Source organism: Selenomonas sp. oral taxon 892 str. F0426, assembly GCF_000468035.1.
In the GTDB taxonomy this organism is placed as follows: Bacteria; Bacillota; Negativicutes; order Selenomonadales; family Selenomonadaceae; genus Centipeda.
Window position 1 is genome coordinate 139913 of the sequence record NZ_KI260535.1, and the last position, 26893, is coordinate 166805.

Sequence of the window (26893 nt, forward strand, 5' to 3'; positions counted from 1 at the left end):
TCTGTAAAGATCCCTCTATGGAAAATATCGTGATCCGCACACAGCCTCTTTAATTTCGCACAAATGCACTCCATACCTGTTCGTAGGCTTCCCCAAGAGCCCGCCCATAGCCTGATCGGTCCATCAGAGGAGACTTCTCCATCATGGAGCGCAGACCGTCATGCAGGGCATCCAGTACATCAGGATCGTTCGCAAGAGCAACGGCACGATCAATGTATCCTTCCTCCGTATGTGCAATGAGTGCGCCGGCCCCAATGTTCTCTAGAATGGAGGCACCGAAGCGGCTACCGAGACTCTCCCCCGCAAGCGTCACAACGGGCACACCCATATAGAGCGCATCACAGGTTGTGCCGCCCCCGGGATAGGGAAATGGATCGAGCGCAATATCCACACGGTTGTATGACGCAAGATACTCCTGCGATGCACCCTCTGCATCGACACGTGCGAGGGGAATGCCAGCTTCCTCCATGCGCCGCATCGCCTCTGCTCGTACATCTTCGTGGGAAAAGACTTCCGTCTTGAGCAGCAGGCGGCTCCCTGATACACGATGCAGGATCTCTGCCCAGATCGCAAGGACGCGATCATTCAGCTTCGTGAAGTTGTTGAAGCTGCCAAAAACAATCGCGCGTCCCTGCGACGGTGAGTGTGCAGGAGCAGGTGCTGGATGGAGCGGCTGCCAGCAAAAATGCGTCTGCGGCAGTACGAGCAGCTCCTCGGTAAAACCCGTTTCCGCCTTCCCTGCCGCAAGCACTGGATCGGCAATAAAGTAATCCACGGTTGGAAGCCCTGTCGACGCGAAATAACCGATCCCAGAGATCTGCACAGGCGCGGGACGCCAGGCGAGGATGGGGAGCGTCCTCCCCGCCGTATGCCCGGCAAGATCGACAAGAATATCAATACCGTCACGATAAATGGAGCACGCCGCCTCCTCCGCAGAGAGACGCGAGAGGTCGCAAAAATGTTCAACCGTCTCACGCACCTTTTCCGTGTATCCGTCCGCTGCATTCAGTGCATAGACCGTCACCTCGAAGCGTCCGGGATCGAGCGCCGTCATCAGAGCATACGAAAAGGAGAGCACAACGTGCTCCCTAACATCGGGAGAGAGATAGCCGATGTGAAGACGCCGCTCTCCCTTCTCATGTCTGCTGTGATCGAATTGCCGTACATCCGCAAAAAGGGCCCCGTATTCCTCCGCCGCATGCCGATCCTGTGCAAGTGAGGAGGTCAAATAGTGCCGGTTAAAGAGGACGTTGCTTGCGTTGAGAGCGCGCAGCTCTGTCGTCGGCGCAGCATCACGCGCCCGTTCATAGCAGTGCACGGCATCTGCCGCACGGCCAAGAAACCGTGCACACTGACCTGCGAGATTATACACCTTCTCCGCGATTGCGGGCGGTATATCGGCATTGAGGAGCGGCGCAAGCATGTCCAGAGCAGCACAGCGCTGCCCCTCGAGAAGATAAATGCGCGCACGCAAAAAGATGGTATAGGGATCTCGGGGCGAAAGCCGCGCACATTCCCGCCATGCTGCGAGAGCCCGATCCGCATTCCCGGCTTCAATCTCGAGTGCCGTCAAAAGCCCCGCAGCCTCAGCGGGTACAGCGCGCTGCAGCTGCCGGATCCCCTGGCGGGCCGCATGCACATCGCCGCGTGCGAGTGCCGCAAAGATGCGGTCACGCAGGACCTCAAGCTGTGCCTCATGATGAATGCCGCTCATCTGCCCCCCTCCGCAAGGCGGCCGATGCGCCGCTGCATTCTCTGTACCTCCGGCGCAGCCGATTCCTGCTTGCAGGAATCAGGCAAGAGAAGCGCAAGCTGGGCCTGCTGCGCATGGGCAAAAGCCCTCCCATACGCAGCTGCGATCGCAGCCGTCCGCTCTATATCCTCTACAAGCGATGCCGCAGCAGAGTTCACATCACCAGTCAGCAGGAACTGGCGACGCTGCGGAAACTTTACGGTGCTGCGCTGGTCATAGTAGAGCGCAGCGAGCTGAAATGCAGAGGCAGCCAACACAGCGGCGAGAAAGGCAGCATCATCCGCACCGTAATCGAGGGACTGCAGCACCTTGATCACAGCCACATCATCTGCTCCAACCTGAGTCAACAGGCGGAGAAAACTCGCAAGTATCGGCGCTGAACGCGGAGCAATACGCAGCCCGCGTTCCTGCAAACGCAGCGCCTCCTCCATATCTCCACGCAGGGCAGCCGCCTCACCAAGGCGCACACAGGCCGTCGGTGCGAGGATCCCGGAAAAATCACCCTCACGATAGTACTCCTCATGCAGATGAAGTCCCTCTTGATAAGCACGGCACGCCGTAACGAAGTATCCCTGATCCCAGGCGTATGTCCCGTAGATCAGCGGAAAATCCGCCTTCTCCGGACATGCCTTCCGCGCGATCTCGTATGCCTCCCGAATCTCGGAATCTGCGCTCCCCATAAGGATGAGTGACTGGAGCAGAACGGCATGGGGCCGATCCTCCGAGCCCACGGGTTGATCCGCACTATCGCGTGCCTCACGTGCATATCGAGCCGCCTGCGGATAATCCTCCAGCGAGTAATAGCAATCCATCAGATGATATTCGTCGAGTTTACTGCTCTCTCCACGTGCCCGACGCGCCAACAGGAGGTCGAGATCCCGCCGCGATTTCTCCTTGATCATACGCGGTGAGTACCCCGTATGATAGAGCGTCAGCCCCGGCGCCATCATCATCATCCGGCCAGGATCTCCGCTGAGATTTTCAACGTGCTCATGAATGCTCCCCACGAAGCGAATGTGCGGTACATGTCGGAAGATGCGCTGTACCTTCGCATTCGTCCCAAGCAGTGCACCGGTGTCCATATCGATATTGACAAGATGCACAATGAACCCATCAAATTTATCGCGGCTATCGTACTCCTCGATCAGTGGGCGCACGCGCGGTGCGCTCTCCTCGGTAAAGTACTCATCTGCGTCGGTGAATACCACCCAGTCTCCTGTCGCTGCGTCGAGGGCGAAATTCTTTGCTGCCGAAAAGTCGTTGATCCAATCAAAATACAGCACCCGTGCACCACCCGCACGGGCAATCGCCACAGTCTCATCCGTTGAACCTGTATCGACCACGATCATCTCATCGGCAAAGACACGCATGGACGCGAGCCAGCGCGGCAGGTTTTCCGCTTCATTCTTTGCAATGACGCATGCTGAAATCTTCATGCGATCAACTCCATCAATTCCTTCGACTTACGATGTGCGGCATCCATTCCCAGAGCCCTTTCAAGATAATCTTTTGCCTCCTCACGCCCTCCTAGAAAGAGCGAGGCCAACGCCATCCCATAGAGTGTATCTGCCGTCTCTCCCCCAGTGGCAGCGAGGAGGGACCAACCGATGAAGGCTCCTTCCCAATGCCGCACATGGTCAAATGAGGCCGTCGCCTCACGCAGGACATCATCGCCAAAAGAGGCAGCAATGTGCAGGAACCGCTCCGATTGATGTGCATTCGCATAGCGAATAAAGGAATCCCGCACAAGATCATATCCCTCCCTGCTCTCAGGAAGGGGTACGGCATCCGGCTCATCGTAATGACGCCAGAATTCCAGCATCGAGGCAGGAAGCTGCTCACGCAGGCGATGGCGGAGCATGGGACTCTCTCCTCCCTGCTCCTTTTCCAGCCGCAGGAGAATCTCGGGCATCTCACGCACATATGCGGCCAGTGCTCCGACCATCTGCTCACCGAACTCCGCAGACGGCAGCGACCGCGCCTGCCCATAGATCGCAGGAGAAGGCATATGGATCCCTGCCTCTCTCTGCAAAACAGAACGTGCCTCCTCTGCGAGGTACAGCCACCCATAGGCGTCTGCAAAGCGCACGAGATAGATCAGGGACTCCTTATCACTCCCCACAATCTCACGCAGTGCAGCAAGCAGCTGGTCCGATGATGCGCGTTGATGCATCTCCACATAGATATCCAGAGCCTCCTCACGCGCCGTATCAAACGAAAGGGCGCGCAGCACCTCCTCCTCTGCGGCCGCATTCTCGCCCATCTCCATCAGAATGCGGGCACGCGCGGCAGAAACCGGTCCCGCCCACGCAGGGAACTCGGAGGCTTCGCCCCCCGTGTCCAGGGGAGCTTCATAGATTTCGAGAGCGTGTGTCAGCGCAGGAAGTGCCCCGTCAGCCCCTGCTGCCGCAAGCAAAATCCCCAGCCGTCCATGAAAATCCGGCAGCTGTGGGAACGCAAACGAGGCAGTGCGCGCGGCTTCGATCTGCTCTGTCAGCGGAATATTTTCCTTTTCCATCGCATCGAGCAAGAGGTGATGGAGATGACTCTGTGCACCAAGAGAGGTCACACTCTCCGCAAGTGCCGCACGTGCATAGAGAAGAGCTGCCGCATACTGGCCAAGGCCATAGTACGTATCGCCGAGATAGCGGGCATCACCGGGCTGCAGCCCATGTTCGGCAATGCGCTGCTCCATCAGGGCGAGATTTCGCTCATGCTTTGCGCGGATACGCCCGGAGGAATATCCCACATGACGAATGGAGAGCGCCACCGGCTCATGGTAGAGCACAGGTGTCCCCTCCTCCTTGCAAAGACTCTCATGTACACGCCCCTCGTAGCGGAGCCCACGTCCCATGCGCAGGAGACGCACATGGGGTGCCCGCCCCGTCTCCCGACCACCTGCATCCTCATCCACATGGACGATGGGCAGAAGCACGGCATCCACCTGAGGCATCGTTACATCCACCATGGCGAGATATGACCGTACCTCTGAGGGATCAAAGAAGGACTCATCCGCATCCAGTACCGCTGCCCAGTCTCCATCTGCCGCACGAACTGCAGCGTTCCGGGCTGCAGCGAAGTCATTCTTCCAGGGGAAATCAACAATCGTTGCTCCGGCATCTGCCGCAAGCGCGCGCGTCCCATCCTGCGAGCCCGTATCGACAACAATCCGCTCATCCGCATAGACGGCTGTATTCGCGAGCCACGTCTCCATATCCCGTGCATCGTCACGTACAAAGACGGCTGCAGCAATCCGCAGTTCCTTTGCACGTGCCGTGATGCGGTGCCAGATCTGTATGCGCCGGCGCAGCTCCTCACGCATCTCCTCGTTGAAGAACGAGCAATCCGTTCCGCCTTCCGGGGGTTCTTCCTCAACGGCCTTCTCTGCCGCAGGGATCGCCTCCTCATAGCGATGGAGAACGGCAAGTGCCTCAGCAAGCTCTGCATGCATTTCCGGCAGTTCCGGGAATGCATCCACAGCCTGCTCCGCAACAGTGAGACGCTCCATCCTGCGTGCAGGCTGAGCGCCATAGATACGGAGCAAAATGCGATAACAAAGACTCGCATAGACGACCGAGCGGCGTCCCTGTCCGATGTCGAGCAGCGCATAGTGCTCTGCCATCCGTTCCTCACCGAGATTGTCATACGTCTCAGCCAGATAGCGCCAGCATCGCTCAGGCGTATCAGAGCTCTCCACCTCCGCGAGCAGAAGACGTAAATTGCGTTCTCCCTTCTCCTGTGTGAGCCGAGCGGAATAGCCCGTATGAACGAGGGTCAGCAGTTCCGGCGCAACGGTGCGGCAAAGCGGCGCCGCACCATCAGCCTCACGCAGCTCCTCATGAATGCGCCCAACATAGCGCCGTCCCTCGCGCCATCGAAAAATGCGCGGCGCATAGCTGTCAAGCAGGGTCTCACCCGTCTCCTCATCGATATTATGCCACGGCACGAGGAGCACTTCACCGTCCTCAGCAGCATGATCAATCACCGTACGCAGATGATCACGTGTCTCCAAGGAGAAGTATTCATCTGCATCGATGAACACAACCCAATCTCCCGTCACATGAGCAAGCGCCTCATTCCGTGCAGCGGCGAAATCATCTGTCCACGGAAAATGATACACCTGCGCACCATAGGACTGTGCCACATGTACGGAATCATCGATCGATCCTGTATCGACGACAATCAGCTCATCAACGGCGTCCCGCAGACTAGCGATGGATATCTTCAGGTGTGCGGCATCATCGCGTACAATATAGCACGCCGTAATGCACATCTTATCTTCCGATGGCTTTACCACATCGTCCCCCCTATAGCTGCATGCACGGGCAGACCAATAGTCCGCCTTTTCCCTATCTTCCATATGCAGACAGAGCCGCGCCACACGGTCCGCAATTGCCGCAGCAACACTGTCGTTAAAAAAGGAGGTATTCTCTGTATGCGCACCGCCCTCATCATAGCGGCGGAGTGCTTCGATCAGGCTATCCATCCCCTCTGCATAGCGAATAAGGCCGCAGAGGATCATTCCACGCTGTGCATAGAAATCCGGCAGCATCGGAAATTTGGCAAGCGCTTCATCAGCAAGCTCCAACATCTCCTCATCGGGATAGTGGAGTGCACGCATAGATTCGATCATCTGATGGTAGATTTTGCTCTCTTCGCCAACGAAGGCAATATCTCCGGCCAAAGCCTCCTTGGACAGTGCGAGTGTCTTTTCGTAGTCCTTCAGACCAAAGCAGCAGTCGGCCAGATAAAACGCATGCATAGCGGTTCGCCCACGAAGCGCTGCATCCCGCTCAAGCATAGCGATGTTGCGGCGTATCTTTTCCTCTCCCATCTCCATAAGATAGCCTGTATGAGCAGCAGCAACACGTTCATCACCATAGGCCAGAACACGCTCCTCGCCATCCTCTCGTATCAGCTGCTCATGAATCATGCCTACATAATGCAGTCCTTCTTTCCGAAAAATACGGGGACTTTGGATGAAGTGAGCATCCTGAAACGAATCATGCGTCATAAAATTGCAGAGCGAAATCATAATGATATCAAGCCCTGGCTGGCTATGCACCACATCCAGAATGCCTGCACGCACTTCTTCGGGATGAAAAAAATACTCATCCGCATCGAGAAAGATAACAATCTCTCCTGTTGCCTGAGCAAGTGCATAGTTGCGTGCTAGAGCAAAGTCATTCTGCCATGCAAAAAAGTAGATCTGCGCCTGAAACTCCATCGCTGCTGCTGCGACAAAGGGATCGTTCGCCGTTGAAACAACAATGATCTCATCCGCTGCTTGCTGAACGGAGACGAGAGAACGCCGCAGTTCCTCAGCTTCATTCTTTACAATATAGCAGGCAGAGATTTTCATAGGGCACACCCTTTCATAATTCCTCAGAGAATTATTATACGCTATTCCCAGGATTTTCGCAAAGAAAAAGAACCTCTCCCCGTGGGGAGAGGTTCTGATGTTCCGTTTGGTAATCGTCGAAGCGAATTACTGGAGGAGCGAAAGGACAGCGGAGCTGTTCTGGTTTGCCTGTGCAAGCATGGACTGCGCAGCCTGGAGCAGCACGTTGTTCTTCGTGTAGTTCGTCATCTCCTTCGCCATATCCGCATCGCGAATCGTGGACTCGGAGTTCTGAACGTTCTCGGACGCCGTCGTGAGGTTGGAGCTCGTGTAGGAGAGGCGGGTCTGGACTGCGCCGATGTTCGCCTGCTCATCGAGAGCCTTCTGGAGAGCCGTCTCGATCGTGTTGATCGCAGCGTTAGCCTTGTCCTGCGTCTGAACGCTGAGGACAGACCCATCCGTGCCCTTCAGACCAAGTGCGAGCGAACGCATATCCGTCATGCTGACCTTGATCGCCTGGTTTGCCTTCGTGCCCGTCTGGAGAACGAGTGCATTGTCCTCAGACTTGTTCTCTGCGCGGACGCGCTCGTTGAACCCATCGAGAGCCGTGTTCGCCGTCTTGCGAATTGCACCCGTGTTGTCCGTGATCGACATTGTGAACGAGGAGACCTGGAACGTCGTGCCCGTGCCCTTTGCCTCGATCGAGAGAGCAGCCTTGTTGTCAGCCGTGTAGACGCTGTTCTTCGCCTTGTCGTAGCCGATGAGGGCTTCCTCACGCGTAACACCCATGAGATCCGTACCAGCGTACGACTCGGTGCCGTTGTAAGCGTTCTTGCCGAGGATATCAGCAAGCGTGTTGGTGCCGACCGAGAACGTCGTCGTGTAGGTCCTGCCCTGGCGGACATAGGAAACCGTGACGTTATCCGTCGACTGGATGTTGAGGCTCTCCTCCGTGCGGCTCTTGAGCGTCGTCAGGACAGAAGCCCACTTCGACGTCGTGTCGAGCGCACCGTTCGAGAGGATCGTGCAGGTCGCCGTGCCCTTGCTGTTGCGCGTGCCATCGACGAGGTACTTGCCGTTGTAGGTTGCAAGAGCGTTGTCGTCGATCTGGTCAACCATCTGGTTGATCTCTTTCTGGATCGTGCGGCGATCTTCATCCGTGTTCGTGTCGTTCGCTGCGTTGATTGCCTTCTCCTTGAGGGTCTTGAGGATCTCGACCGTGCTGGAGACAGCACCCTCAGCGGTACGCATCATGCTGTTGCCGTTCTGCGTGTTCTGGTTGTCCTGATCGAGCGAACGGATCTGGACGCGCATACGCTCAGAGATAGCATAGCCGGAAGCGTCATCGCCAGCGGTGTTGATCTTCATGCCCGAGGAGACCTTCTGAAGGCTCTTCGCGAGTGCCGACTGGTTCTTGTTCAGGATGTTGAGCGTGTTGACCGCCGACATGTTGTTCTTAACTACCATTGCCATGTGTAAATTCCTCCCTGGTGTGGTTCCGGGTTGTCCGGAAATGAATTGTATGTGCGGACATCCGTGCCCGCTGTGTAATAGGCAAGTGACGCGTCTATCCTGGTTGGCTGCTAGCTAGCCGTCCATGGCAGCCGCCCCGCTTGCTTATTATCATCTTACATAAAGTATATCGACACAAAGAAGACATACTTAAGTCTGTAACTGCAAATATTTTACTTTTTTTTCATCTCTCTGTCAAGGGTACCAAGCTCACTTTTAGAAAAAATTAGTACCGCCGATTGAGATTTCCGCCGAGAGGGCTTGCGCCTGTAAGGTCGTAGCTATGTACAGCGGCATTCTGACGCCGTGAGCGATTCAGCCACGCGCGTGCCTTATACTGGATCTGCATCTCGAGGGGGCGAATTTCGGCATCATATGCCTCCCATTCTGCTCCCAACCGATAGGGATCCTCAGGAAGTTCCTGCAGGAGATCGATGATCTGCCCGCGCTGATCAACGAGCTCGATAAATGTATCAATCTCGTCATCATCTACAAACTTGAGCAGCTCATGCGTGAGTACGCGGTATTTTTCCCAAAGCACCCGCGCCGTCTCATAGGATTCATCCTGCATAGACGCCGCTCCCTTCCATGCCCTGTGCTCCCTTCTCCTCGCGCGCCTTCTTCATCGCCTGTGCCCACGCATCGCGGAGTTCCGTCATGATATCGGTCGCCTCCTGAATGATCGCGGGATCGCTCTTCATATTGCCCTCAACCAGCCGGTCGTACGCGTAGTTGTAGAGCGGCAAGAGCTGATGCGAGATCTCATAGTCCATATTGAGGGTAATGCGGAATTCGGAGATGATGTTCTGCGCCTTTTGCAACGAAACGTTCGCCGCCTCATAGTTCTTCTCCGCAAGTGCCTCGATGCCCTCCTTGATGAACTTGAGGCAGCCGTTGTAGAGCATCAGCGTCAGCGTCTCCGGCGTCGCCGTCATCACCTGCTGCTTCTTATATGCCTCCGCAGCACTGTTTACCATGATAGGGTTCCCCCTTGCATCACTGTCCGTTAAAGAAGTTGAACTGTGTCGAGAGGCGTGCGATCGCTTCCTCCATCGCATTGTACTTCTTATAGAGTTTGCTTTCAAAGGATGACATGAGCTTCTTAAAATCGCTCATCTGTTTCTCGTAGTTCTGGATGAGCTTGCCCAGCTCGCTGAGATCCGTCTTGTCTGCCGCAACCCCCGAATGGCGTTCGAGTTCCTTGAGGCGTCCGCCAATCTTGTTGTAAATGCGGGAAGCGACACCGTTATTGCCGTAGTCGTCGTTCTCATCATCATAGGAGATGAGGCGGTTCACGGCATCTGGTTCTGCCGCAATTGCATTTTTGAGCTTCGTCTCGTCGAGCTGCAGGTGCCCCGTCTGGTTCTTCGCAGTGATGCCGATAGACGAGAGTGTGCTGTAGCGGCCGGGCACAGACTGCACGCGGTTGATGACCGCATCGCGCAGGTCACCAATGATGGAGCGAACATAGTTGTCGCGGAAGAGGAGCCCCTCCTTCGCCTTCGCGTTCCACTTCTCGACCTGGTCTTTCGTCATGCCCTCTTCCTGCGACTTCGTAAGCACACCGTAGTCCTGGTGGCCCCTGTTGTTATACAGTTTGTTGAGTTCATCGAGCAGCGCGTTGTACTCCTCAACGAATTTCTTGACATTCTCGACGAGCTTGTCCTGATCCTGCGCAACATTGACCGTGGCCGGCGTACCTACCGGTGTCGGCTTCTTGAACGTATAGGTGACGCCGCCCACCGTCAGGTTGTTCTCCTGCAGGTTGTTGTAGTCACGCCCGTCAATCTTGACATTTGCGTTGGTACCTGCCGCCTCCATTGAGGTGGTTGTTGGGCTGCTCGTCGTGAGGGTCATGGCAGGACCGATGGTGCCGTTGCTGACAACGCCGAGCTTCAGATTGTTCAGCAGCGTCGTTGTGTGCGCCGCCGAGCTCGACGTCGTATCCACGGTGAGGTTGATCTTGTTGCTGTCGCCCGTCTTGCTGTTCGCAAGGGAGAATCCGTCGGATACGGAGTCATAGTTCGCACGAATATCGAGGGCGGTCTTCTTTCCGCTCGCGGTATAGCGTGCGTTATTGATCCGATTCGCAAGGTCATTGAGCGTGAGGTTCTTCGTAAAGACCTCCTCCGCAGTGAACGTCACTTCTGCCGAGCCTGTACCGTTCGATACCTTGAATTTGAGCGCCGTGTCCCCGTCCAGCATACCGGTAGGACGTGTGCCGCCTGCAAATGCAATATCCTTGAGCATCGTGCTCGTAGACGCACTGGGATTTGCACGTGCAACATGCTGTCCCGTCGCTGTCATAAGATAGGCGTTCGTCGCAGCCTGCGTTACCTCGACCGAGTGTGCCATAACACCCGCACTTGCATTCGCCGTCGCCGTAACAGCATCGGAGAGTGAACTGGTCGTCGTCATCGGCTTTGTCGAGGAACTCAGGCGATAGTCTGACATGCGGCTTTTGAACGTATTGACCTTATCATAGACGTTCGCATACGCTTCCTTGCGCCACTCCGTTTCAACTTCCTTCTTGTAGATACGGTCGTATTTCTTCTGGTGAGAGAGCATCCCAACCTTGACCAGGGACTCGACGTCAAGTCCCGAGCCGGAAAGTCCGTAAATTCCTTTTGCTGATGCCATATGATTTCTCCTTCTAACGTCTTATGCCGTCTTATCCAGGAAGGCGCCGATCCAGTCGTGCACCTTGATCATGTGCTCCACCATCGCCTCAGGCGGAACCTCGCGCAGGACCTCGCCGGTCTTCTTGTCGAGCATGCGCACCGACATGAAGTTAACTTCTTTATGGTACTGGAACTGCAGATCGACGTTGATGTTGCGCATGATCTCGTTGAGCTGCTCCGTGATGAACGCGGTCTGCTCCTCTGAGAGCGGTTCATGCTGCGTCTGCGCCTGTTCTTCTGCCCACTGCTCCTCCGGAGCATTCGCCGCAGCAACTTCCTCCGCCGGCGCCGCTCCCGCTACGAGGCTTGGTACCTCCGGGGCATTTGCGTCGGGTACATCGGTTCCCTTCATTCCGCTGACAGCGACCGCCGCCAGCATAACATCCTGAACATTCTTTACGGTCATAAGGCACCCCTCCGTGTGTCATTGGGAGCGCATGGTGCGTTCCCATTCCTTTCTTCCTTGATTCCTCTATCGTCTCAGCTCTTTGGCAGTGCGCTGAGATCCACATGCTTCGGCGCAGCCGCAGCTTTTTGATTCTCTTCCTGAATCGCCCGGTAAATCTCTCCGCGGTAGATCTTGACATTGCGCGGCGCATCGATAGCGATACGCACGTTGTCCCCCTGAACCTCCACGATATTAACGACAACATTGTCGCCAATCATGATCTGCTGTCTTGGTTTACGTGTGAGTACGAGCATTACCTGCCCTCCTTCTCTTCGGGGAACAGGCGATGCTTTGTCGTGTATGCGCTCCGTTCAAGCACAATCTGCTTTGCTTTGCGCGTCGTTGTGTTGATAACGATGGGCGCCATAAGGTTCGCCGTGAGATCGTGAATCTCCTTTCCCGAGAGCGTGAGGATCGTATAGATCAGCACCTCCTCAGGTGATGTCAGTCCAAGCTCGGCCTCGACGTCATCGTCAATGGTAAACTCATAGTCCGGGAAAAAAACCAGCGGCATCGTCATCAGGAAGGCAAGTTCCGGTGTCTTGACCGACTGCATGAACACATACGGGCTGCCCTCTTCATACGGGATGATGATGAACTCCCGCTCCTCTTCAAAGGCGGGAATACCCGCCGCAAACTGGATGATGGACTCCTCTGCCGCCTCGATCTCACCGAAACGGCTCGTCATAATCTTACTCATCAATGACTCCTGTTACGCGTATATATCGTATTTTCCTTCGCTGACCCAGCTGTGGATGCTGCCCTTCTGCTGCAGATAGGTCTCAATGCTGCCGCGGTTGTACTGCACACGCGCCTGGCTCTCCGTGTTCCAGTGCGGCGTCGTACGGCCGATGGTGGGTTCTCCTACCGTCTGCCCCACATCGAAATGGATCTCAGGATCGGGAATCGCTGCTGCAACGAGCTGTCGCTGTCGTGTGACACGATTCTCCATGTCTCGCTTGGCAAATTCGATTCCGACCTGACGTCCCGGCTTTGGTCCGTCCTCGGCAAGAGCCCACGCCATCTGCGTATGCTTCGACGTCCCCTTCCGCACCTCGGACATGCCGCGCTCAAGATTCTCGCGGGCAAAGTCCGTGTTGTTCGTATAGCCATAGCTGTGGCGGCTGGGGTAGCTGTCGATCGAGAGGCGCGGCTGTGTAAAGCCTCTGTTGGAGCGTGCCTGCTGGGTCTCCTGTTCGTAGCGCGGCTGATTGATGCTGGAATCCAGCGTATTGCGCTGCACCCGCATCCCGATCATGGGAAGCGTGTGGCGCGTGTTGAGATAAAGCATTGGCATAGGGGCATCCTTTCCCGTTATGATATGCTAAACTGAATTACCGCAGATAATCCACGAGCGAGAGCGGCAGAATGCGTGCCCCCATCGAGAGTGACATGCTCATAACGGTCTGCTGCTGCATCATCTTCGTTGCAAGCTCTGCCACATCCGTTGCCGAAACGTTCGTGATATCGCGCGTGATGTTCTCGTGATGGTTGGTAAGAATATCTTTCATGTCTGTATAGAGGCCGCTGCGTGCTCCTGTCTCGGTATGCGCCTGCAGTGTCACCTGATTGGCAGTATCGGCAAGTGTCACGCCATCGGAACTGAGCCAGTGCGCATCACATGCCTTCGTCTTGGCATAGACTGTCAGCATGTTGTTGACCATCGCAGAACCTGACGGTTCGTTGCCCGAGTTCTTGTCATCAAAGAGATCCCGTCCGAAGATATCCAGCCCTGTCTTGTTGACCGTATCTGCTGACGGCTCAGTCGATCCGTTCTGCTTAACCATCGAGATGTAGCGCATATCGCCCTGATACGTGACAATCTGCTGACGCACCGTGGAGAACTTAAGATTTACACCATTCACCGCCGTTGTCCAGCCGGCACCAGCCGCTGTCACTTCTCCAGTATTCTTGAAGTTATTCTTGATGAAGTTCGGGCCCGTTGCGATATTTCCGACGCGATCCGCCGTGGAGACGGTGCTGCGCCCGTTGGCAATGACGTCCTTATACCCTTCCTGCACGAACTCTTTCGTGTAGATATCGCCCGTCAGCGTGTTCAGGTAGTAAGTGTTGCCATCATCACCATCGAGCGAAAGCATCTGGTGCAGGAAGTCTGCACTGTTGTTATTGCTGGCATCGTTGAAAAATGCAGCCTGACGATCATCGAGCGTCTTCGTAACACCGCGCTGTTTCAGATCCGCTTCGCTCGACATGACGAAGGGCTGCTTGAGGTCAGCCTGCCCGGAGAAGATATAGCGGTCACCGAGCTGAGTATTGCCAAGAGAGACGATCTGCTCGATGCTCGCCTTCATCTCACGTGCAATCGCCGGCCAGTCGCCGCTCTTTTCATCCTTATCGTCGTTCGCGCCCTGGATTGTCTTTGCCTTGAACGTCTTCTGGATATCCTCCATGCCCGAAAGCGCAGTCTGCGTGGATGCCATCCACGAGATGCCCGCCTTAACACTCTCCTGGTAGCGATCATTCTCTCCCTCGGAGACATTGTAACGCAGATAGCGCGAGTAATCCACAGAGTTGTCCGAGGGGCGATGCAGCTTGCTGCCGTCCCCCTGTTCCATGAGCTTCGTCTTCGTATAGTCGAGCGCATTCAGATCTTTCTGGTAGCGTCGTACCATGTAGTTGCTGCTAATGCGAACCATATGTCACCTCTTACCTTCCGACCACACCGGTGCTGTTGATCAGCCGATCCAGCATCTCATCCATCGACGTGAGGACACGCGAACATGCGCCGTAGCCCGTCTGGAACTTGAGCATATTCGTCAGTTCCTCATTCCAGTCAACCCCCGATGTGGACTGCCTCCACTGCTCGATCTGTGTCATGAGGTCGTCCTGCTGCTTGAGCGTCTTGTCGATGTTCTCCGCAGCAGCACCGAGCTTATTCATCATGCCGTTGTAATACTGATTGATCGAGATATCGTTGATCGCCCGCGTCGTACCACGAGGATTCATCGTGCCCGCCTGATCGATGTTGAAGAGCTTGCTGAGCTCAACGGCCATCGTACCGTCGCCCGTACCGTTGACCCATGCATTCTCATACTGGAAGTCTGAAGCGCTGCCGCTCAGCGTCGCGGGCACAAGTTTCTTTCCAGTGTTCGGATCGATGATCTGCCGCGCGGCAACAAGGTTCTGCCCGCCCTGTGCTGTCAGCTCGTCACTCACCTTGAGCGCGTTGATGATCTGCATCGACTTGAGCTTATCTGGACCACCCGTGACAGCTGTCTGTACGCGGGTACTCGTCGGCGTTGGGTGCGTGCGTGTGATCGTAGCCCCCGCAGCCTCCATCCACCGTTCACCAGTCGTTGTATCCACATGCCAGGTGTACTGCATCTGGTCATATGTTGTCCCCGTCGTGGACTTGAACTTGTTCTGTCCGAAGAAGTTCAGCCATCCGGTCGACTCTTTGTCAATCCCGACGCCCTGCTTATGCACATCGTTGAAGGTCGTAAGAAGCGTTGCAGAGATATCTGCAAGCTGATCGATATGCCCCTTGTCCTGCACAATCGTATCCTGAAGTGCTTTCAGAATACCGCTCTGCGGAACATATCCAATGCGTCCTGCCTCGACAATGCGGATCGTATAGTCCGAAATTCCGTATTCCTGGCTGTAGATCGGCTCACTCAGCTGAAGCGTCAGAGAGTTCTCTCGCTGGACGAGAGACATGCCGTTCGAGACGACCGTATACTGTCCGTTTGCTTCCTCATAGACATTCACATTCGTAATCTCTGAGAGCTTGTCTACGAGGAGGTCGCGCTGGTCGCGCAGATCGTTCGCCTTGCCGCCGTTCGTCTCGGCAAGCATGATATTCTTGTTGAGGCGCGCAATTTCCTTCGTAATACTGTTGGCCTTGCCGATCTGGATGCGCATCTCATCATACTGTGCTGCAATCTGATCCTGCAGCTGTTTTGCTCCCGTCTTAATGCGGTCGACGAGATTGTTCCCCTTCGTCAGCACCGCTGTTCGGGATGCCGCATCACTGGCGTAATCGGAGAGATTGACCCATGAGGAATAGAACTGCTGCATCGCATTCAAAATGCCCGTGTTCTTCGAGTCGTTGAAGATCATCTCGACCTTATCATAGTTTGTCTTATGTGTCTGATAGAAACTCTGCGCCGAGTTCTCCGACCAGTACTGCTTGTCCGCGTAGATGTTGCGTGCGCGGTTCAGTGCGACGACATCCACACCGCCGCCGACATAGACCCCGCCATAGAGGGAGGGTCGCTCCTGATAGTTCGTCGCCGCCGAGTCCACGCGCTGACGCGAGTACCCCTCAGTTGAGGCATTCGTAATATTATGCCCAGTGGTGTCGAGCGAGAGCTGATTGTTCTGGATGCCCCGCACCATCGTATTGAGTCCCGCAAATGTTGACCGCATAGTTCCCTCACTCTTTCCCTTATACTATATCCACGGCTTATACATCCGCATCAAACATCGCTATTTCACGACGTATGCCCGCATTCGGGCCTGCTACCGGCTGTGATTTTCCATAGGTATCATCAGCAACTGTGCCGGAGATGACATTGAGCTGGTAGTTCACAAACGCTGCACTTGTATTCAGCAGCTCCGCACAGCGCTGCAGGTCCTCCCGCAGCTCCTGTTGGCGTGCCGTGACAGAGCGCAGGACGCGCTCTACAGCAAGTCGTTCCGTTAGATTCGGTTCACGCGCAATGACCTCTGATAGGGCTCCGCTCTGCGCCGTCTCAAGGAACGCTGCCTGTTTGCGCCCCAATGTACGCACCTCCGAGAGGCTTCGCTCCGCATCAGGTATGACTTCCGCAAGTCCCCCGCCGGAGGCGCTGCGGCAAAGCGTATCTTTCAGCGCAGCAAAGCGAAGCGCTGCCTCCTCACAGGCCGCAAGCTGCGCCTTTAGGAGCACGAGCGCCTCGCGAGTCTCATTCGTCATCGCCCTTCACGCCTTATAGTCCAGATTTTTCTTGAGATGCCGCACCTGCTCGCCTCCCGTATTTCCATAGACGGGATCAACGACAGCACCGCCGATTTTACCGAGCTGCCGATTCACGGCAATGAGTGCGCCCTCGATGAGAAGGCTGTTTGCCTCGCTCATCTCCTTCGTCTCCTTGACGAGGATGCTGAGACGTCGGCTCGCCTCCAGGATGGATCGATGCACCGTCTCGCTCGGAGCAAGGAGTGCAAGTTCCTCCATGTTCGTATCGTGCGTTACGCCGGGCGTCGCCTTAGCGATCTCAGCCAGCTGGATCAGGCGCTGCTTTTCGAGCTCCTGAACAGCCTTTGCGAGGAAATCCTCCTCAATCGTCAGCTTTTCGAGAGCCGCCATATCCAGTGCGACAAGCACACCGCGCTTTCTCTCCTGGATTGCACGGATCTTCTCGTACTGCCGATAGAGTTCATCCAGCGTTGCCGCAAACGTATTCCACATGAGGGGCCCCTATCAGTAACGCATCGCGAGCATCTTCGACGCAATGTCCGAGGACGCAGGCGCATAGCTGCCGTCCTGTGCGTTTGCTCGGAGTGCATCCACGCGCTCCGCACGCACATCATCCATAGCACGCAGTTTCTGCAAAATATCGCCAAAGTTCTGTGCCTCACCGGAGAGTTCCAGTGCATCAGGGCGCTGCACAGCACCCGCTGCATCCACGCGGCGGGCCCCTGCAGAAGCGCTCCCCGCATAGAGGCGGCTCACAGCCGAGATTGCATGATTGCTGATCAACATATTATTCACCACCTATATTTGTCTCCGAAAATGGTCGGAGTCCTTTCACATTCTTTATCGGAAAAAAAAGGCGCGTACTTAAGATTTTTTTCCTAAGTACGCGCCTTTGAATATTTTATTTGCCCGTGAGCGTCACATATCCACGCCGCCCGCTGGATCCGTCCGAAGTCGTACGCATCCCGGAGGCAGACTGCTTTGCAACAGCAGCCGTCAGCTCCTCGCGCATCTCCTTCTGACATTTATCGCAGTACTGCCCCTTCTGGATCGGAGAACTGCACTTTTCGCAGGGATAGAAAAGGTCGATGTTGGACGAGAGGAAGCGCCCCTCTCGGATCATACGCCGAATCACCGGCTCCTGCACGCCCGTCGCTTCAACAATCTCCGGAATCTGGCTCTTCGGATTGTCGCGCACGTATTCGACGATCTGCTTCTCCCACTGCTCTTCCTTCTCACGACAATCCACACAGATACGAGAATTGTTGATCGAGACAAATACCTTCCCGCAGCTTGAGCAGTTCTTCATCTTTCCTGCCATTGATAAACTTCTCCTCTCGAACAGCGGATCGGTAAACGCATGATCCGAGTCTCTCTTTTTATTTCACTCTCTCGTATTCTACAACAGGATGCAGGAAAAATCAAGACTGTGCACGCCGTGCGAAAATTCCGCCCTCTGGCGTCAGGATTCGGCAGCTGTTCAGCACCACGCCGAGCGTCGCCGTATTGTGAATCGCCGCTGCCGCAAGCGGGCTGATCGAGCCGAGCGCACCGAGCAGCATCGCCGACGAGTTGATGAGTAGCGTCGCCTTGAAATTCTGGTGCACGAGGTGCATTGTCCGCTGTCCGATCCGCAGTGCATCCACAAGCCGTGTCGGATCCTCCGCATGAATCGTCACCGCCGAGGACTCCGCGGCAATGTCCGTCTGCCGTCCGCCGAGTGAGACGCCGACATCGGCAAATGCGAGCGCAGGCGCATCGTTGATGCCGTCGCCGACCATCATAACCGTACCACGCTGTTTGAGCTGGTTGACGTAGCGCGACTTGTCCTCGGGCAGGATCTCCGCATGATAGGAGTCCACATCCATCTCCCGCGCCACATCTGCCGCGACCGCCTTCGCATCCCCCGTCAGCATGACGATTTCATCCACGCCGCAGCGGCGCAGCTGGTTCAAGGTCTTCTTCATCTTCGGACGGATCGGATCCTCGATCCCAATGACGCCGATGAGCTTCGTATCACGCGCCACATAGAGCAGATTCTTGCCCTGTACCGCAGCGATCAGATTCTCCTCGTCTGTGACACCGCTTTCCTTCAGGAAACGGCGGCTGCCGACGCGCACCGTACCGCCCGTATATCCTTCAAAGTCCGGCACCTCGGCGAGCATACCGCGCGCCACGATGGTCTTCGACGAGCGGTGCTGCGGTGTCTTCCACGCCTGCTCCTCCACGTATTTTTGAATCGCCACGGCAAGCGGATGCACGGAATGTTCCTCCGCCGATGCCGCGAGGAGAATCACTTCCTTCTCCGCAACATTCGCTGCCGTGCGGATGAACGTGATCTCCGGCACGCCGACGGTCAGCGTCCCCGTCTTGTCCAGCACCAACGTATCCGTGCGCGCAAGCGCCTCGATGTAGTTGCCGCCCTTGACGAGAATGCCGCGTTTGGCTGCAGCTGCAATCGAAGCCGACATCGCCGTCGCGGTCGAGAGTTTCAGCCCGCAGGAAAAATCGATAAAGAGCAGGTTCAGCACCCGTCCCCAGTCGCGTGTCGCGCCGTAGACAATCGCCGCGCCAAGGAAGGACACAGGCACGAGATAGTTCGCCATCTGGTCGGCAAAGTTCTGTACGGGAGCGCGGCGCATCTGCGCCTCCTCGACGAGGTGAACAATGTGCGCAAGCGAGGTATCGCCGCCCACCTTCTCCACCGCGACAACGAGTTCGCCCGCCTCGACCACACTGCCAGCATAGACCGGAGCACCCTCGTGCTTCATCGCGGGTGCAGATTCCCCTGTAATCGACGCCTGCGTCACCGCCGCGTCACCGCGCAGCACGCGCCCGTCAATCACAATCTTCTCACCCGCATGTACGGCAATCGTATCGCCGGGACGCACCTCCTCCACGGGCACCTTACGCTCGACCTCGCCCTCCGGCGTCATTTCCACGAGCCAGACATCTCGCTGCCCGAGTGAGAGCAGCCCCGAGATGTGCGTGCGTGCCTTCTCTGCCGCATAGCTCGTCAGCATCTCCGCACCGTTGCTGAGTGCGAGCAGCATGAGACTCGACTCCGGCTTGCCCGCAAGCACAGAGGCAATCACCGCCGTCGTCGTCAGCGTATCCGCATTCGGCTGACGATCCTTGATCAGACCGCCAATCCCCGTCTTGATGAAATTGCGCGAAATCGCTAGGACAAGCAGCGAGCGCAGCACCTTCACCGAGGCAAAGAGTTCGGGAGCGCCGCGCCGCAGGAGTTCCATCGCTGCAAAGCTCGCGAGCGAGATCACGGCATCGCGGCGGAACTCCGCGAGCTGCTCCGTCGGCGTCACCGTCTTTTCCGCCGCCTCACGCATGGCACGCTGCGCAGCTCCGAGAATGCGCGGCACGGGGATTGCTCCCTCGTGCCAGAGTTCAACATAGCCATCCCGTACGGATGCCGCTGTCACAGCGGGGAAGCGGCGCATCCGCGCAGCAAGGCGAAGTGCATCCGCACGCGGAAGATCGCCGGTCAAACGGATGCGCGTATGGATCAATTTCATACCTTCCACCCTCTCATCAGCGTCAGTGCCCACCAGAGCATCTGTGACCCCGACGGCGTATTGTTCGACAGCACCAGCTGACGAATCCCGCGCAGGACGAAGATGCCCGCAACAACTGAACTCAGGTCGAGCGCACCGCCCGTATGCCGCTGGATCCAGCCGCTGAAATCATGCACCGAACGGCGCACGCTCTGCGCAAGCGTCGCAGGTGGAGGAGCCATACGCCCCTCCGCAAAGATCTCCTCCAGACCCTCCGCAAGCACAAGAATATGTGCCTCATCTGCAGGAGGGTAGGTGAGCAGAATGCTGCCTGCAACCGCATTGGCACGCACCGTCGTCACAAACGGCAGACGAACGAGGCACTCCTCAAGTACCTCTGCGAACTCCTTCGTCAAATATGGCGTCCGATAGCGACGACGCCCCGGAGAGGCATGAACACAGGCAAAGGGCGGCTCCGTCGTCACCTGTGCCTGCGGCTGGAGAGGAGCAGAGGCAGATGCCTCCTCCTGAGAGGACTGCCTTCCCATCCGTCCGCCGCCCCCACCTGAGGAAAAGGGCTGTGCCCCCCCGGCGCGTCCCATCGTGCTGAAAAGACTTGTGAGCGGGGACGAGGCGCCCCCACGCCCGCCGCCAAGCAGCCCCGTTGACAGGAGAGAAGCGCCGCCCCCCATCCGACCCCCGCCAAGAAGCCCCGTGAGCGCCGCTCCCCCGAGTACAAGTCCGCCTGCGGCAGAGGAAAAGCCGGACGATGCAGAACGGCCGCGTCCACCGCCCGCTCCCTGCACGGAGGATTCATTTGTATGACTGTCTGCAGAGCCAAGTGACTGCCGCAGCATATTCGCGATCGATGCGCCGAGCATGAGTCCCGAGACATAGTTCATGACGCCTTCCTCCTCGCATGGCTGCGCATATACTCCTCCACACGGCGCAGCTCCGAGTTCGCACGCAGCCGCTCCGGATCATACGTGATGAGAATTGAACCCGTCGCGATGTTCGTCTCCACGCGCTCGATCTCCGAGAGCGTCCCGAGATGCGCCTGCACCTGCCGCTCAAGATCCGCATTGTTCACAAGCTGCTTGCTGTAGAGGCGCACGCGCCCCGGCATATAGGATGCGATGTCAGTCGTGCGGACAAACACATCCATCGCCGACTGCGGAATCGCATTCTTAATCGTATCAAAAATATTCATAGGAAGCCTCTCTCCCCCTCTTTCTGCTTCGAAGGTTATTTATTCATACGCCGTAACGACGCTTCTTTTTTGAAAAAAGGGGCTGCGCGCGAACCCGCGCAGCAGCCCCCGTACAGATCTTACTGCTCAGCCGTCTGTGCAGACTGTGCTGCGATCAGATCCTCAAGCTCCTCCTTCTGGCGCTGAAGCTCTGCCAGTGAGAGATCTGCCTGCCCCGCCTCGAGCGCAGCAAGCTGCTGCGTGCGCTCCTGCATGAAGCGATAGCCAAAGATACCTGCTACCGCACCGACCGCAAGGCCAATCCAAAAATCTGTCTTCGAGAACATGATAATTCCTCCTCTGTTCTATTGCCCAAACGGGCTGTTTACATTGTAGCGCCTTGTGAGGATCGCCGCACGAAATCCAATCTTAGGAAAAGAAAAGCCACCCTATGGCAGCTTTGAAAGATTTCGCAGAGCGATGACAATTCCTGCGCCGTGAGAACAGCATTTATCCTGGAGTTCTCTCTGGAATCATCTTGTCATTCTCATTATATGTGAGAATAACTGTAATGTCAATACGTTCAAGGTAATCAGGAATAACTATTGACATCATACTCATATAAATATCATTATCACTGTGTATGATACTCTCAATTATCCCAATATTCCACGAAAGGGGTTCCTCATGAAAATTCATCCACAGCGCTTCGCGCGCTTTCTTGCACTCTGCATCGGACTCCCCGTCCTCCTCTATGTCTTCTTCCACCTGCCTGCGGGCGAGGATGGCGATCCACCGACGTTCAAAGCGGAAATTCTAAGCGTCTCAGAAAGCGAAAATGAGATTACAGCGTTCGCCCCAGGCGCAATGCAGTACGAAGTACGCATCCGCATCGACTCGGGCGAGGCAGCAGGAACAGAAACAACGATCACCCATCGCACGCTGAACAATCCCGCCTTTGACATCCATCCCGCAGAGGGGGAAAACATCATCGTACGTACAGAGAACGACAGCTATGCCATTGTTGACTATGACCGACTGCCCGCTATGCTTTTCCTGCTCATCGGTTTTGCCGCACTGCTGATTCTCTTCGGCGGCATGACCGGTGCACGTGCACTCCTCGTCCTCCTCTTCGCCGTCCTTCTCATTGCAAAGGGCCTCATCTCACTCATCCTATTGGCCCCCTCCCACATTCTCCTCTGGACGCTCCTCATCGGCATGATCATCACACTCGCGACGCAGCTCATTGTCAACGGATGCAACGTCAAATCCGCGGGCGCGATCATCGGAACGATCGGCGGCATTCTCGTTGCCTCCATTCTCGCCATCCTCGCCATCCACTTCACCTACCTCACGGGTGTCAGCGAGGAGCAGGCGGGGATGCTCAAGGTGCTCTATCTCAAGGATGTCGACTTTCGCGAGCTGCTCTTTTCGGGCATTGTCCTCGGCGCACTCGGAGCCGTCATGGATGTCGCCGTCTCCATTGCCTCCGCACAGTACGAGATGAAACAACTCGCGCCGAAAACGAGATTTCAGGCACTCGTCACCTCGGGGCTCAACGTCGGACGCGATGTCATGGGTACGATGGCAAACACCCTCGTCCTTGCCTACATCGGCGGCGCACTCCCCCTCATCCTGCTCATCTGTGCACAGCCCGATATCTCCCTCGTACATGTCATGAACCTCAATATGATCGCGACAGAGGTCGTGCGCTCCCTCATCGGCAGTATTGGGCTTCTCTGCGCCATCCCCATCACCGCGTACGCCACAGCTTTCCTCATTACCATACACCCACGCCGACAAAAGAAAAAAGCGGAGGAATAACCTCCGCCCCACATCGCAGTCTATGTCTTAAAAATCCCCAGAAAAACCATCCGCACAGAAAGCCTCATCTCATCATTGGGCTGCGTCCCCTGTCCACCGCCCATCAGTGGCCGTATCGCATCCACCAGCGGTGTATCATCGTGGAACACTTTGGCGAGGACTCGATAGGAGTGCAGAAACGGATGTCCAGGGAGTGCGCGCAGCAGCAAGTCAGGTGATGGCATTCGTTCCGCCAGGGTCAGTGGTGACAAGTACCACACCGATCGTCGCAACATCCCCCGTCTCGTGGCTGCTGAATCCCGTCGGTACGTTGTACCGATTGCGGATCTCTGGGATGAGCAGGAGGTTCGCATCCTCCACCGCCATGGGATAAGTACTGTTGCAGTGCAGCAGTTCGAACGGGCAGCCGTGGCGGCGGAACACGGCAACAGCCGCGTCTGCCTCCTCCCACGTACTCATCCCCGTAGAGATGAATGTATAGCGCCCCTCGCTGGCCATCTCCTCAAGAAGCTCCATATCGCCGTTGTGATTGATCCCGATCTCAACGATGAAAAAGACTTTCTTGGTATGCATCTCACTGTAATGTAAGCCGTACGACGACAATGCCTTCTGCACGTTCCCTCACGTCCGTTTTTTCGCGATGACGGTACGCATCTTTTGGAGGTTGCGGCCATACTCCTTCGGGCTCCGCATGGCGATGACGGTGTAGAGTGCGTCGCTGATTGCCATGTGGATGAGCCGCGAGGAAACGGCCTCGGAGCTGTAGTGCACCTCCCGCCCCATACCGTGCAGGACGACATGGCCGAGACGGGCAAGCGGAGAGTGCGCATGACTCGTGATGACGATGACACGGGCGCCTGCATCCCGCGCTGTACGCACAGAGTCGAGCAGCTCGATGGTCGCACCCGTATGAGAGACGGCGATGACGACATCCTTCGAGGTGAGGAGCGATGCCGAGGTCGCCTGCTGATGCGCATCACTGTAGGCCTGTACGACCATACCGAAGCGCAGGAATCGCGTCTCGATGTCACGGCAGACCGTAGCGGAGTTGCCGAACCCATAGACGGCAATGTGCCGTGCACCGCAGATGATGTCGACGGCACGCTCGACGGCGCGGCAGTCGAGGAGTCTCAGTGTGTCCTGCAGGCCGTCCGCAATATTGCGAAAGACCTTCTGCACGACCTTTTCACACGTATCTGCAGCGTCGATATCCTGATCGACCGTCTCCGTCTGCACATAAAGTTCTGCTGCGAGTGCGATCTTAAAGCTCTGCAGTCCGCCGAATCCCAGTTTTTTGCAAAAGCGCGAGATAGTGATCTCAGAGCTTCCAACCGCTGCTGCAAGCTCTGAGATTGTCAGCTCCATCACCTCTCTCAAATGTGCAGACACATAGTCTGCGATGCGCTTCTCCGTGCGCGTCATGTGCATATAACTGCCGCGCAGAATCGGCAGCGGCAAATTCTCTGCCGTCATCATCCCTCTCTCCTTCCGTTCTCCTTCTCTATCATTGTCATTATAGCAAAGATCAACATAAAAAACACCACCTGTAAAAATTGCAGGCAGTGTGAAGTGCAGTGGCTCCGTCCTAGTGTATTGCTTTTTTCTTGAAGCGTCCGCCCACGATATCGTGTACTGCATTGATCGTGACGAAGGCACGCTCGTCCTTGTCGAGAACAATCTCCTTGAGCTTGTCGAGCTCGAGACGTGTGACGACGCAGTAGAGAATCTCCTTCGCCTCACCCGTGTAGCCGCCTGCGCCATGCAGCAGCGTCACACCGCGGCCAAGACGCTCATTGAGTGCCACCGTCATCTCCTCATGCTCGCTCGTGACAATCATCACGGCGTAGGACTCATCGAGACCTTTCAGTACAACGTCAATCATCTTTGCAATGACGAAGTAGGCAAAGAGCGAGTACATCGCCTTGTCCCAACCGTAGAGCAGTCCGGCCGAGGAGAGAATGAAGAGGTTGATAAACATGACGATCTCGCCGACGGAGAACTGTGTCCGCGCATCCATGATGATGGCAACGATCTCTGTCCCGTCGAAGCATCCGCCCGTACGCATGACAATGCCGACGCCGAGTCCCGTCACCACGCCGCCGAAGATCGCGGCAAGAAAGGGATCATTCGTCACCTGCGGCACATCGTGCAGCACCCCAGACCAGATCGAGAGCATGATGATGGCAAAGATCGTGGAAAGTGCAAAACTCTTGCCGATCTGCTTGTACCCCATATAGACGAACGGGATGTTGAAGAGCACGAGGAAGACGCCGAGCCCCATCCCCGTGATCGTCTGTGACATGATCGAGAGGCCGACCACACCGCCGTCGATGACATTGTTCGGAATCAGAAAGAGTTCCAATCCTGCGGCGGTGATGAGTGCACCGAGAATGAGCCACAACCCTTTTTTGATGTAAAACCCCACGCCCTTGGGCGCTGCCGTCTTTTTGTGCTTTCCCGTCGTCACGGCCGGCGTTCCCCCCGTCTGACTGTGCGGATCTGTCGTGTCCATTTCCGTGGCCATAATACACCCCTGTTTCAATGTAATTTCTGTTCCCATTATAGTGGAAAGAAAAAGCACTGACAAGTCCACCGATATATGTTCCAATTCCTTGACTTAGAGTGACCCAAGATATATGATGGTTTTAATGGGGAAGATTATCATTTGAAAACATAGGGAGGGATGATTGCATGATCTACACCGTTACCTTCAATCCATCGATCGACTACATCGTACGGTTGGAAAAGCTCACTGCGGGTGAGATCAACCGTGTGGACTACGAGCAGATCCTGCCGGGGGGCAAGGGCATCAATGTCTCCATTGTGCTGAAAAATCTCGGACATGACTCGACGGCGCTGGGCTTCCTCGCGGGCTTCACGGGAGCTACAATGCAGCAGATGCTGCACGTGTTCGGCGTCACGGACGATTTTGTGCGCTTAGACGAGGGCTTCTCGCGCATCAACGTCAAGATCAAAGCAGAGAAAGAGACCGAGATCAACGGGCAGGGTCCGATCATCACGGAGGAAGCACAGCGTGCTCTCTTTGAGAAACTCGACCGTCTCCAAAGCGGTGACACGCTCGTCCTCGCAGGTTCGATCCCAAATACGCTGCCCGATGATATATACGAACGCATCATGGCGCATCTCGAGGGACGCGGCATCCGCATCGTCGTCGACGCAACGAAGAATCTGCTGCGGCGCGTGCTGAAATACCGCCCATTCCTCATCAAGCCAAACAATCACGAACTCGGTGAAATGTTCGGTGTCGAACTGAAAACAGATGACGACATCATCTTCCACGCAAAAAGGCTCCAGGAGGAGGGCGCGACGAACGTACTCATCTCAATGGCAGGAGACGGCGCGATTCTCTTGACGGCAGAGGGCGTATTCTACCGCTCTGCCGCACCGAAGGGAACACTTGTCAACTCCGTGGGTGCAGGCGACTCGATGGTCGCAGGCTTCCTCGCGGGCTTCATTGAGTCGAACGGCGATTACGAGCGTGCCTTCTGCATGGGCGTCGCAACCGGCTCCGCCTCCGCATTCTCCGAGAATCTCGCCACGCGTGAGGAAGCGCTTGCACTCCTCAAGACGATTGTGTGAGCGGCGAATCACAGAGGCGTGATGCGGTGTCACAAAGCGAACCTTAGTGAAGCAAGTGAGTAAAGTGCGCGGTACGCCCCGTCGGATTTCTTTCGTTCAAGCGAAGCGCGTT

The 26893-nt window shown here is 56.2% G+C and carries 26 protein-coding genes; 2 read left to right on the forward strand and 24 right to left on the reverse strand.

What is annotated here, in order from left to right:
• Positions 1-49 precede the first annotated feature (49 nt).
• The 21 genes from HMPREF1992_RS04445 to HMPREF1992_RS04545 form a co-directional block, all read right to left on the reverse strand.
• Positions 50-1714, reverse strand: a complete 1665-nt coding sequence (locus HMPREF1992_RS04445; RefSeq protein ID WP_021684654.1) for a tetratricopeptide repeat protein — start codon at positions 1712-1714, stop codon at positions 50-52.
• Complete coding sequence (locus HMPREF1992_RS04450) at positions 1711-3189, reverse strand: glycosyltransferase family 2 protein (RefSeq protein WP_021684655.1); 1479 nt, start codon at positions 3187-3189, stop codon at positions 1711-1713. The genes HMPREF1992_RS04445 and HMPREF1992_RS04450 overlap by 4 nt, the downstream gene beginning before the upstream one ends.
• Positions 3186-7115, reverse strand: a complete 3930-nt coding sequence (locus HMPREF1992_RS04455) for a glycosyltransferase (protein ID WP_021684656.1) — start codon at positions 7113-7115, stop codon at positions 3186-3188. The genes HMPREF1992_RS04450 and HMPREF1992_RS04455 overlap by 4 nt, the downstream gene beginning before the upstream one ends.
• A gap of 126 nt (positions 7116-7241) precedes the next feature.
• Complete coding sequence (locus HMPREF1992_RS04460; protein ID WP_021684657.1) at positions 7242-8567, reverse strand: flagellin; 1326 nt, start codon at positions 8565-8567, stop codon at positions 7242-7244.
• Between the two features lie 265 nt (positions 8568-8832).
• Positions 8833-9177, reverse strand: coding sequence for a hypothetical protein (locus tag HMPREF1992_RS04465; RefSeq protein ID WP_021684658.1), 345 nt, complete (start codon positions 9175-9177; stop codon positions 8833-8835).
• On the reverse strand, positions 9167-9583 hold the full coding sequence (gene fliS, locus HMPREF1992_RS04470; RefSeq protein ID WP_021684659.1) for a flagellar export chaperone FliS: 417 nt from the start codon (positions 9581-9583) through the stop codon (positions 9167-9169). Before fliS ends, HMPREF1992_RS04465 begins: the two co-directional genes overlap by 11 nt.
• A gap of 19 nt (positions 9584-9602) precedes the next feature.
• A complete protein-coding gene (gene fliD / locus HMPREF1992_RS04475) occupies positions 9603-11246 on the reverse strand; it encodes a flagellar filament capping protein FliD (RefSeq protein ID WP_021684660.1) in 1644 nt (547 codons plus the stop codon).
• Positions 11247-11267: 21 nt separating this feature from the next.
• Complete coding sequence (locus tag HMPREF1992_RS04480) at positions 11268-11693, reverse strand: flagellar protein FlaG (RefSeq protein WP_021684661.1); 426 nt, start codon at positions 11691-11693, stop codon at positions 11268-11270.
• A 74-nt stretch (positions 11694-11767) separates the two neighbouring features.
• Complete coding sequence (csrA, locus tag HMPREF1992_RS04485) at positions 11768-11989, reverse strand: carbon storage regulator CsrA (RefSeq protein WP_021684662.1); 222 nt, start codon at positions 11987-11989, stop codon at positions 11768-11770.
• A complete protein-coding gene (gene fliW, locus HMPREF1992_RS04490) occupies positions 11989-12435 on the reverse strand; it encodes a flagellar assembly protein FliW (protein ID WP_021684663.1) in 447 nt (148 codons plus the stop codon). Before fliW ends, csrA begins: the two co-directional genes overlap by 1 nt.
• 12 nt (positions 12436-12447) lie before the next feature.
• On the reverse strand, positions 12448-13032 hold the full coding sequence (locus tag HMPREF1992_RS04495) for a DUF6470 family protein (RefSeq protein WP_037358566.1): 585 nt from the start codon (positions 13030-13032) through the stop codon (positions 12448-12450).
• Between the two features lie 37 nt (positions 13033-13069).
• Positions 13070-14392, reverse strand: coding sequence for a hypothetical protein (locus HMPREF1992_RS04500; protein WP_021684665.1), 1323 nt, complete (start codon positions 14390-14392; stop codon positions 13070-13072).
• 10 nt (positions 14393-14402) lie between these two features.
• The gene (gene flgK / locus HMPREF1992_RS04505; protein WP_037358572.1) at positions 14403-16124 is read right to left on the reverse strand and encodes a flagellar hook-associated protein FlgK; all 1722 of its coding nucleotides are present in this window, start codon (positions 16122-16124) and stop codon (positions 14403-14405) included.
• A 37-nt stretch (positions 16125-16161) separates the two neighbouring features.
• Positions 16162-16653, reverse strand: coding sequence for a hypothetical protein (locus HMPREF1992_RS04510; RefSeq protein WP_021684667.1), 492 nt, complete (start codon positions 16651-16653; stop codon positions 16162-16164).
• 6 nt (positions 16654-16659) lie between these two features.
• Positions 16660-17148 (reverse strand): flagellar protein FlgN, encoded by a 489-nt coding sequence (locus HMPREF1992_RS04515; RefSeq protein ID WP_021684668.1) that lies wholly within the window; start codon positions 17146-17148, stop codon positions 16660-16662.
• 12 nt (positions 17149-17160) lie between these two features.
• Positions 17161-17442: a flagellar biosynthesis anti-sigma factor FlgM gene (gene flgM / locus HMPREF1992_RS04520; RefSeq protein ID WP_021684669.1), complete on the reverse strand. Its 282-nt coding sequence runs from the start codon at positions 17440-17442 to the stop codon at positions 17161-17163.
• Positions 17443-17557: 115 nt separating this feature from the next.
• Positions 17558-17977, reverse strand: a complete 420-nt coding sequence (locus HMPREF1992_RS04525) for a hypothetical protein (RefSeq protein WP_021684670.1) — start codon at positions 17975-17977, stop codon at positions 17558-17560.
• A 100-nt stretch (positions 17978-18077) separates the two neighbouring features.
• Complete coding sequence (locus tag HMPREF1992_RS04530) at positions 18078-20189, reverse strand: cation-translocating P-type ATPase (RefSeq protein ID WP_021684671.1); 2112 nt, start codon at positions 20187-20189, stop codon at positions 18078-18080.
• A complete protein-coding gene (locus HMPREF1992_RS04535) occupies positions 20186-21070 on the reverse strand; it encodes an HMA2 domain-containing protein (protein WP_021684672.1) in 885 nt (294 codons plus the stop codon). Before HMPREF1992_RS04535 ends, HMPREF1992_RS04530 begins: the two co-directional genes overlap by 4 nt.
• The gene (locus HMPREF1992_RS04540) at positions 21067-21378 is read right to left on the reverse strand and encodes an HMA2 domain-containing protein (RefSeq protein ID WP_021684673.1); all 312 of its coding nucleotides are present in this window, start codon (positions 21376-21378) and stop codon (positions 21067-21069) included. The genes HMPREF1992_RS04535 and HMPREF1992_RS04540 overlap by 4 nt, the downstream gene beginning before the upstream one ends.
• 119 nt (positions 21379-21497) lie before the next feature.
• A complete protein-coding gene (locus tag HMPREF1992_RS04545; protein WP_021684674.1) occupies positions 21498-21704 on the reverse strand; it encodes a hypothetical protein in 207 nt (68 codons plus the stop codon).
• Between the two features lie 340 nt (positions 21705-22044).
• On the opposite strand from HMPREF1992_RS04545, the gene HMPREF1992_RS04550 reads away from it, so the two are divergent.
• Positions 22045-23181: a YibE/F family protein gene (locus HMPREF1992_RS04550; RefSeq protein WP_021684676.1), complete on the forward strand. Its 1137-nt coding sequence runs from the start codon at positions 22045-22047 to the stop codon at positions 23179-23181.
• A 210-nt stretch (positions 23182-23391) separates the two neighbouring features.
• Here the strand turns inward: HMPREF1992_RS04550 and HMPREF1992_RS04555 are convergent, their stop codons facing one another.
• The 3 genes from HMPREF1992_RS04555 to HMPREF1992_RS04565 all read right to left on the reverse strand — a co-directional run bounded on the left by HMPREF1992_RS04555 (position 23392) and on the right by HMPREF1992_RS04565 (position 25705).
• The gene (locus HMPREF1992_RS04555; protein WP_021684678.1) at positions 23392-23754 is read right to left on the reverse strand and encodes an N-acetylneuraminate synthase family protein; all 363 of its coding nucleotides are present in this window, start codon (positions 23752-23754) and stop codon (positions 23392-23394) included.
• A 48-nt stretch (positions 23755-23802) separates the two neighbouring features.
• A complete protein-coding gene (locus HMPREF1992_RS04560) occupies positions 23803-24654 on the reverse strand; it encodes a MurR/RpiR family transcriptional regulator (RefSeq protein WP_037358648.1) in 852 nt (283 codons plus the stop codon).
• A 112-nt stretch (positions 24655-24766) separates the two neighbouring features.
• Positions 24767-25705: a YitT family protein gene (locus tag HMPREF1992_RS04565; protein WP_037358576.1), complete on the reverse strand. Its 939-nt coding sequence runs from the start codon at positions 25703-25705 to the stop codon at positions 24767-24769.
• Between the two features lie 167 nt (positions 25706-25872).
• Here HMPREF1992_RS04565 and pfkB point away from each other — a divergent pair, with 167 nt between their 5' ends.
• Positions 25873-26781: a 1-phosphofructokinase gene (gene pfkB / locus HMPREF1992_RS04570; RefSeq protein WP_021684681.1), complete on the forward strand. Its 909-nt coding sequence runs from the start codon at positions 25873-25875 to the stop codon at positions 26779-26781.
• Positions 26782-26893: the final 112 nt, after the last annotated feature.

Coding starts and splice junctions, on each gene's coding strand:
- flgM (WP_021684669.1), bottom strand. CDS start 17,442: ATGTTGATCAGCAATCATGCAATCTCGGCTGTGAGCCGCCTCTATGCG.
- HMPREF1992_RS04445 (WP_021684654.1), bottom strand. CDS start 1,714: ATGAGCGGCATTCATCATGAGGCACAGCTTGAGGTCCTGCGTGACCGC.
- HMPREF1992_RS04545 (WP_021684674.1), bottom strand. CDS start 21,704: ATGTTCTCGAAGACAGATTTTTGGATTGGCCTTGCGGTCGGTGCGGTA.
- fliW (WP_021684663.1), bottom strand. CDS start 12,435: ATGAGTAAGATTATGACGAGCCGTTTCGGTGAGATCGAGGCGGCAGAG.
- HMPREF1992_RS04460 (WP_021684657.1), bottom strand. CDS start 8,567: ATGGCAATGGTAGTTAAGAACAACATGTCGGCGGTCAACACGCTCAAC.
- HMPREF1992_RS04555 (WP_021684678.1), bottom strand. CDS start 23,754: ATGCATACCAAGAAAGTCTTTTTCATCGTTGAGATCGGGATCAATCAC.
- HMPREF1992_RS04510 (WP_021684667.1), bottom strand. CDS start 16,653: ATGACGAATGAGACTCGCGAGGCGCTCGTGCTCCTAAAGGCGCAGCTT.
- HMPREF1992_RS04455 (WP_021684656.1), bottom strand. CDS start 7,115: ATGAAAATCTCTGCCTGCTATATTGTAAAGAATGAAGCTGAGGAACTG.
- HMPREF1992_RS04565 (WP_037358576.1), bottom strand. CDS start 25,705: ATGGCCACGGAAATGGACACGACAGATCCGCACAGTCAGACGGGGGGA.
- HMPREF1992_RS04535 (WP_021684672.1), bottom strand. CDS start 21,070: ATGAACTATGTCTCGGGACTCATGCTCGGCGCATCGATCGCGAATATG.
- HMPREF1992_RS04500 (WP_021684665.1), bottom strand. CDS start 14,392: ATGGTTCGCATTAGCAGCAACTACATGGTACGACGCTACCAGAAAGAT.
- HMPREF1992_RS04450 (WP_021684655.1), bottom strand. CDS start 3,189: ATGAAGATTTCAGCATGCGTCATTGCAAAGAATGAAGCGGAAAACCTG.
- fliS (WP_021684659.1), bottom strand. CDS start 9,583: ATGGTAAACAGTGCTGCGGAGGCATATAAGAAGCAGCAGGTGATGACG.
- csrA (WP_021684662.1), bottom strand. CDS start 11,989: ATGCTCGTACTCACACGTAAACCAAGACAGCAGATCATGATTGGCGAC.
- HMPREF1992_RS04560 (WP_037358648.1), bottom strand. CDS start 24,654: ATGACGGCAGAGAATTTGCCGCTGCCGATTCTGCGCGGCAGTTATATG.
- HMPREF1992_RS04525 (WP_021684670.1), bottom strand. CDS start 17,977: ATGGCAGGAAAGATGAAGAACTGCTCAAGCTGCGGGAAGGTATTTGTC.
- HMPREF1992_RS04530 (WP_021684671.1), bottom strand. CDS start 20,189: ATGAAATTGATCCATACGCGCATCCGTTTGACCGGCGATCTTCCGCGT.
- HMPREF1992_RS04480 (WP_021684661.1), bottom strand. CDS start 11,693: ATGACCGTAAAGAATGTTCAGGATGTTATGCTGGCGGCGGTCGCTGTC.
- pfkB (WP_021684681.1), top strand. CDS start 25,873: ATGATCTACACCGTTACCTTCAATCCATCGATCGACTACATCGTACGG.
- HMPREF1992_RS04465 (WP_021684658.1), bottom strand. CDS start 9,177: ATGCAGGATGAATCCTATGAGACGGCGCGGGTGCTTTGGGAAAAATAC.
- flgK (WP_037358572.1), bottom strand. CDS start 16,124: ATGCGGTCAACATTTGCGGGACTCAATACGATGGTGCGGGGCATCCAG.
- HMPREF1992_RS04495 (WP_037358566.1), bottom strand. CDS start 13,032: ATGCCAATGCTTTATCTCAACACGCGCCACACGCTTCCCATGATCGGG.
- fliD (WP_021684660.1), bottom strand. CDS start 11,246: ATGGCATCAGCAAAAGGAATTTACGGACTTTCCGGCTCGGGACTTGAC.
- HMPREF1992_RS04550 (WP_021684676.1), top strand. CDS start 22,045: ATGAAAATTCATCCACAGCGCTTCGCGCGCTTTCTTGCACTCTGCATC.
- HMPREF1992_RS04540 (WP_021684673.1), bottom strand. CDS start 21,378: ATGAATATTTTTGATACGATTAAGAATGCGATTCCGCAGTCGGCGATG.
- HMPREF1992_RS04515 (WP_021684668.1), bottom strand. CDS start 17,148: ATGTGGAATACGTTTGCGGCAACGCTGGATGAACTCTATCGGCAGTAC.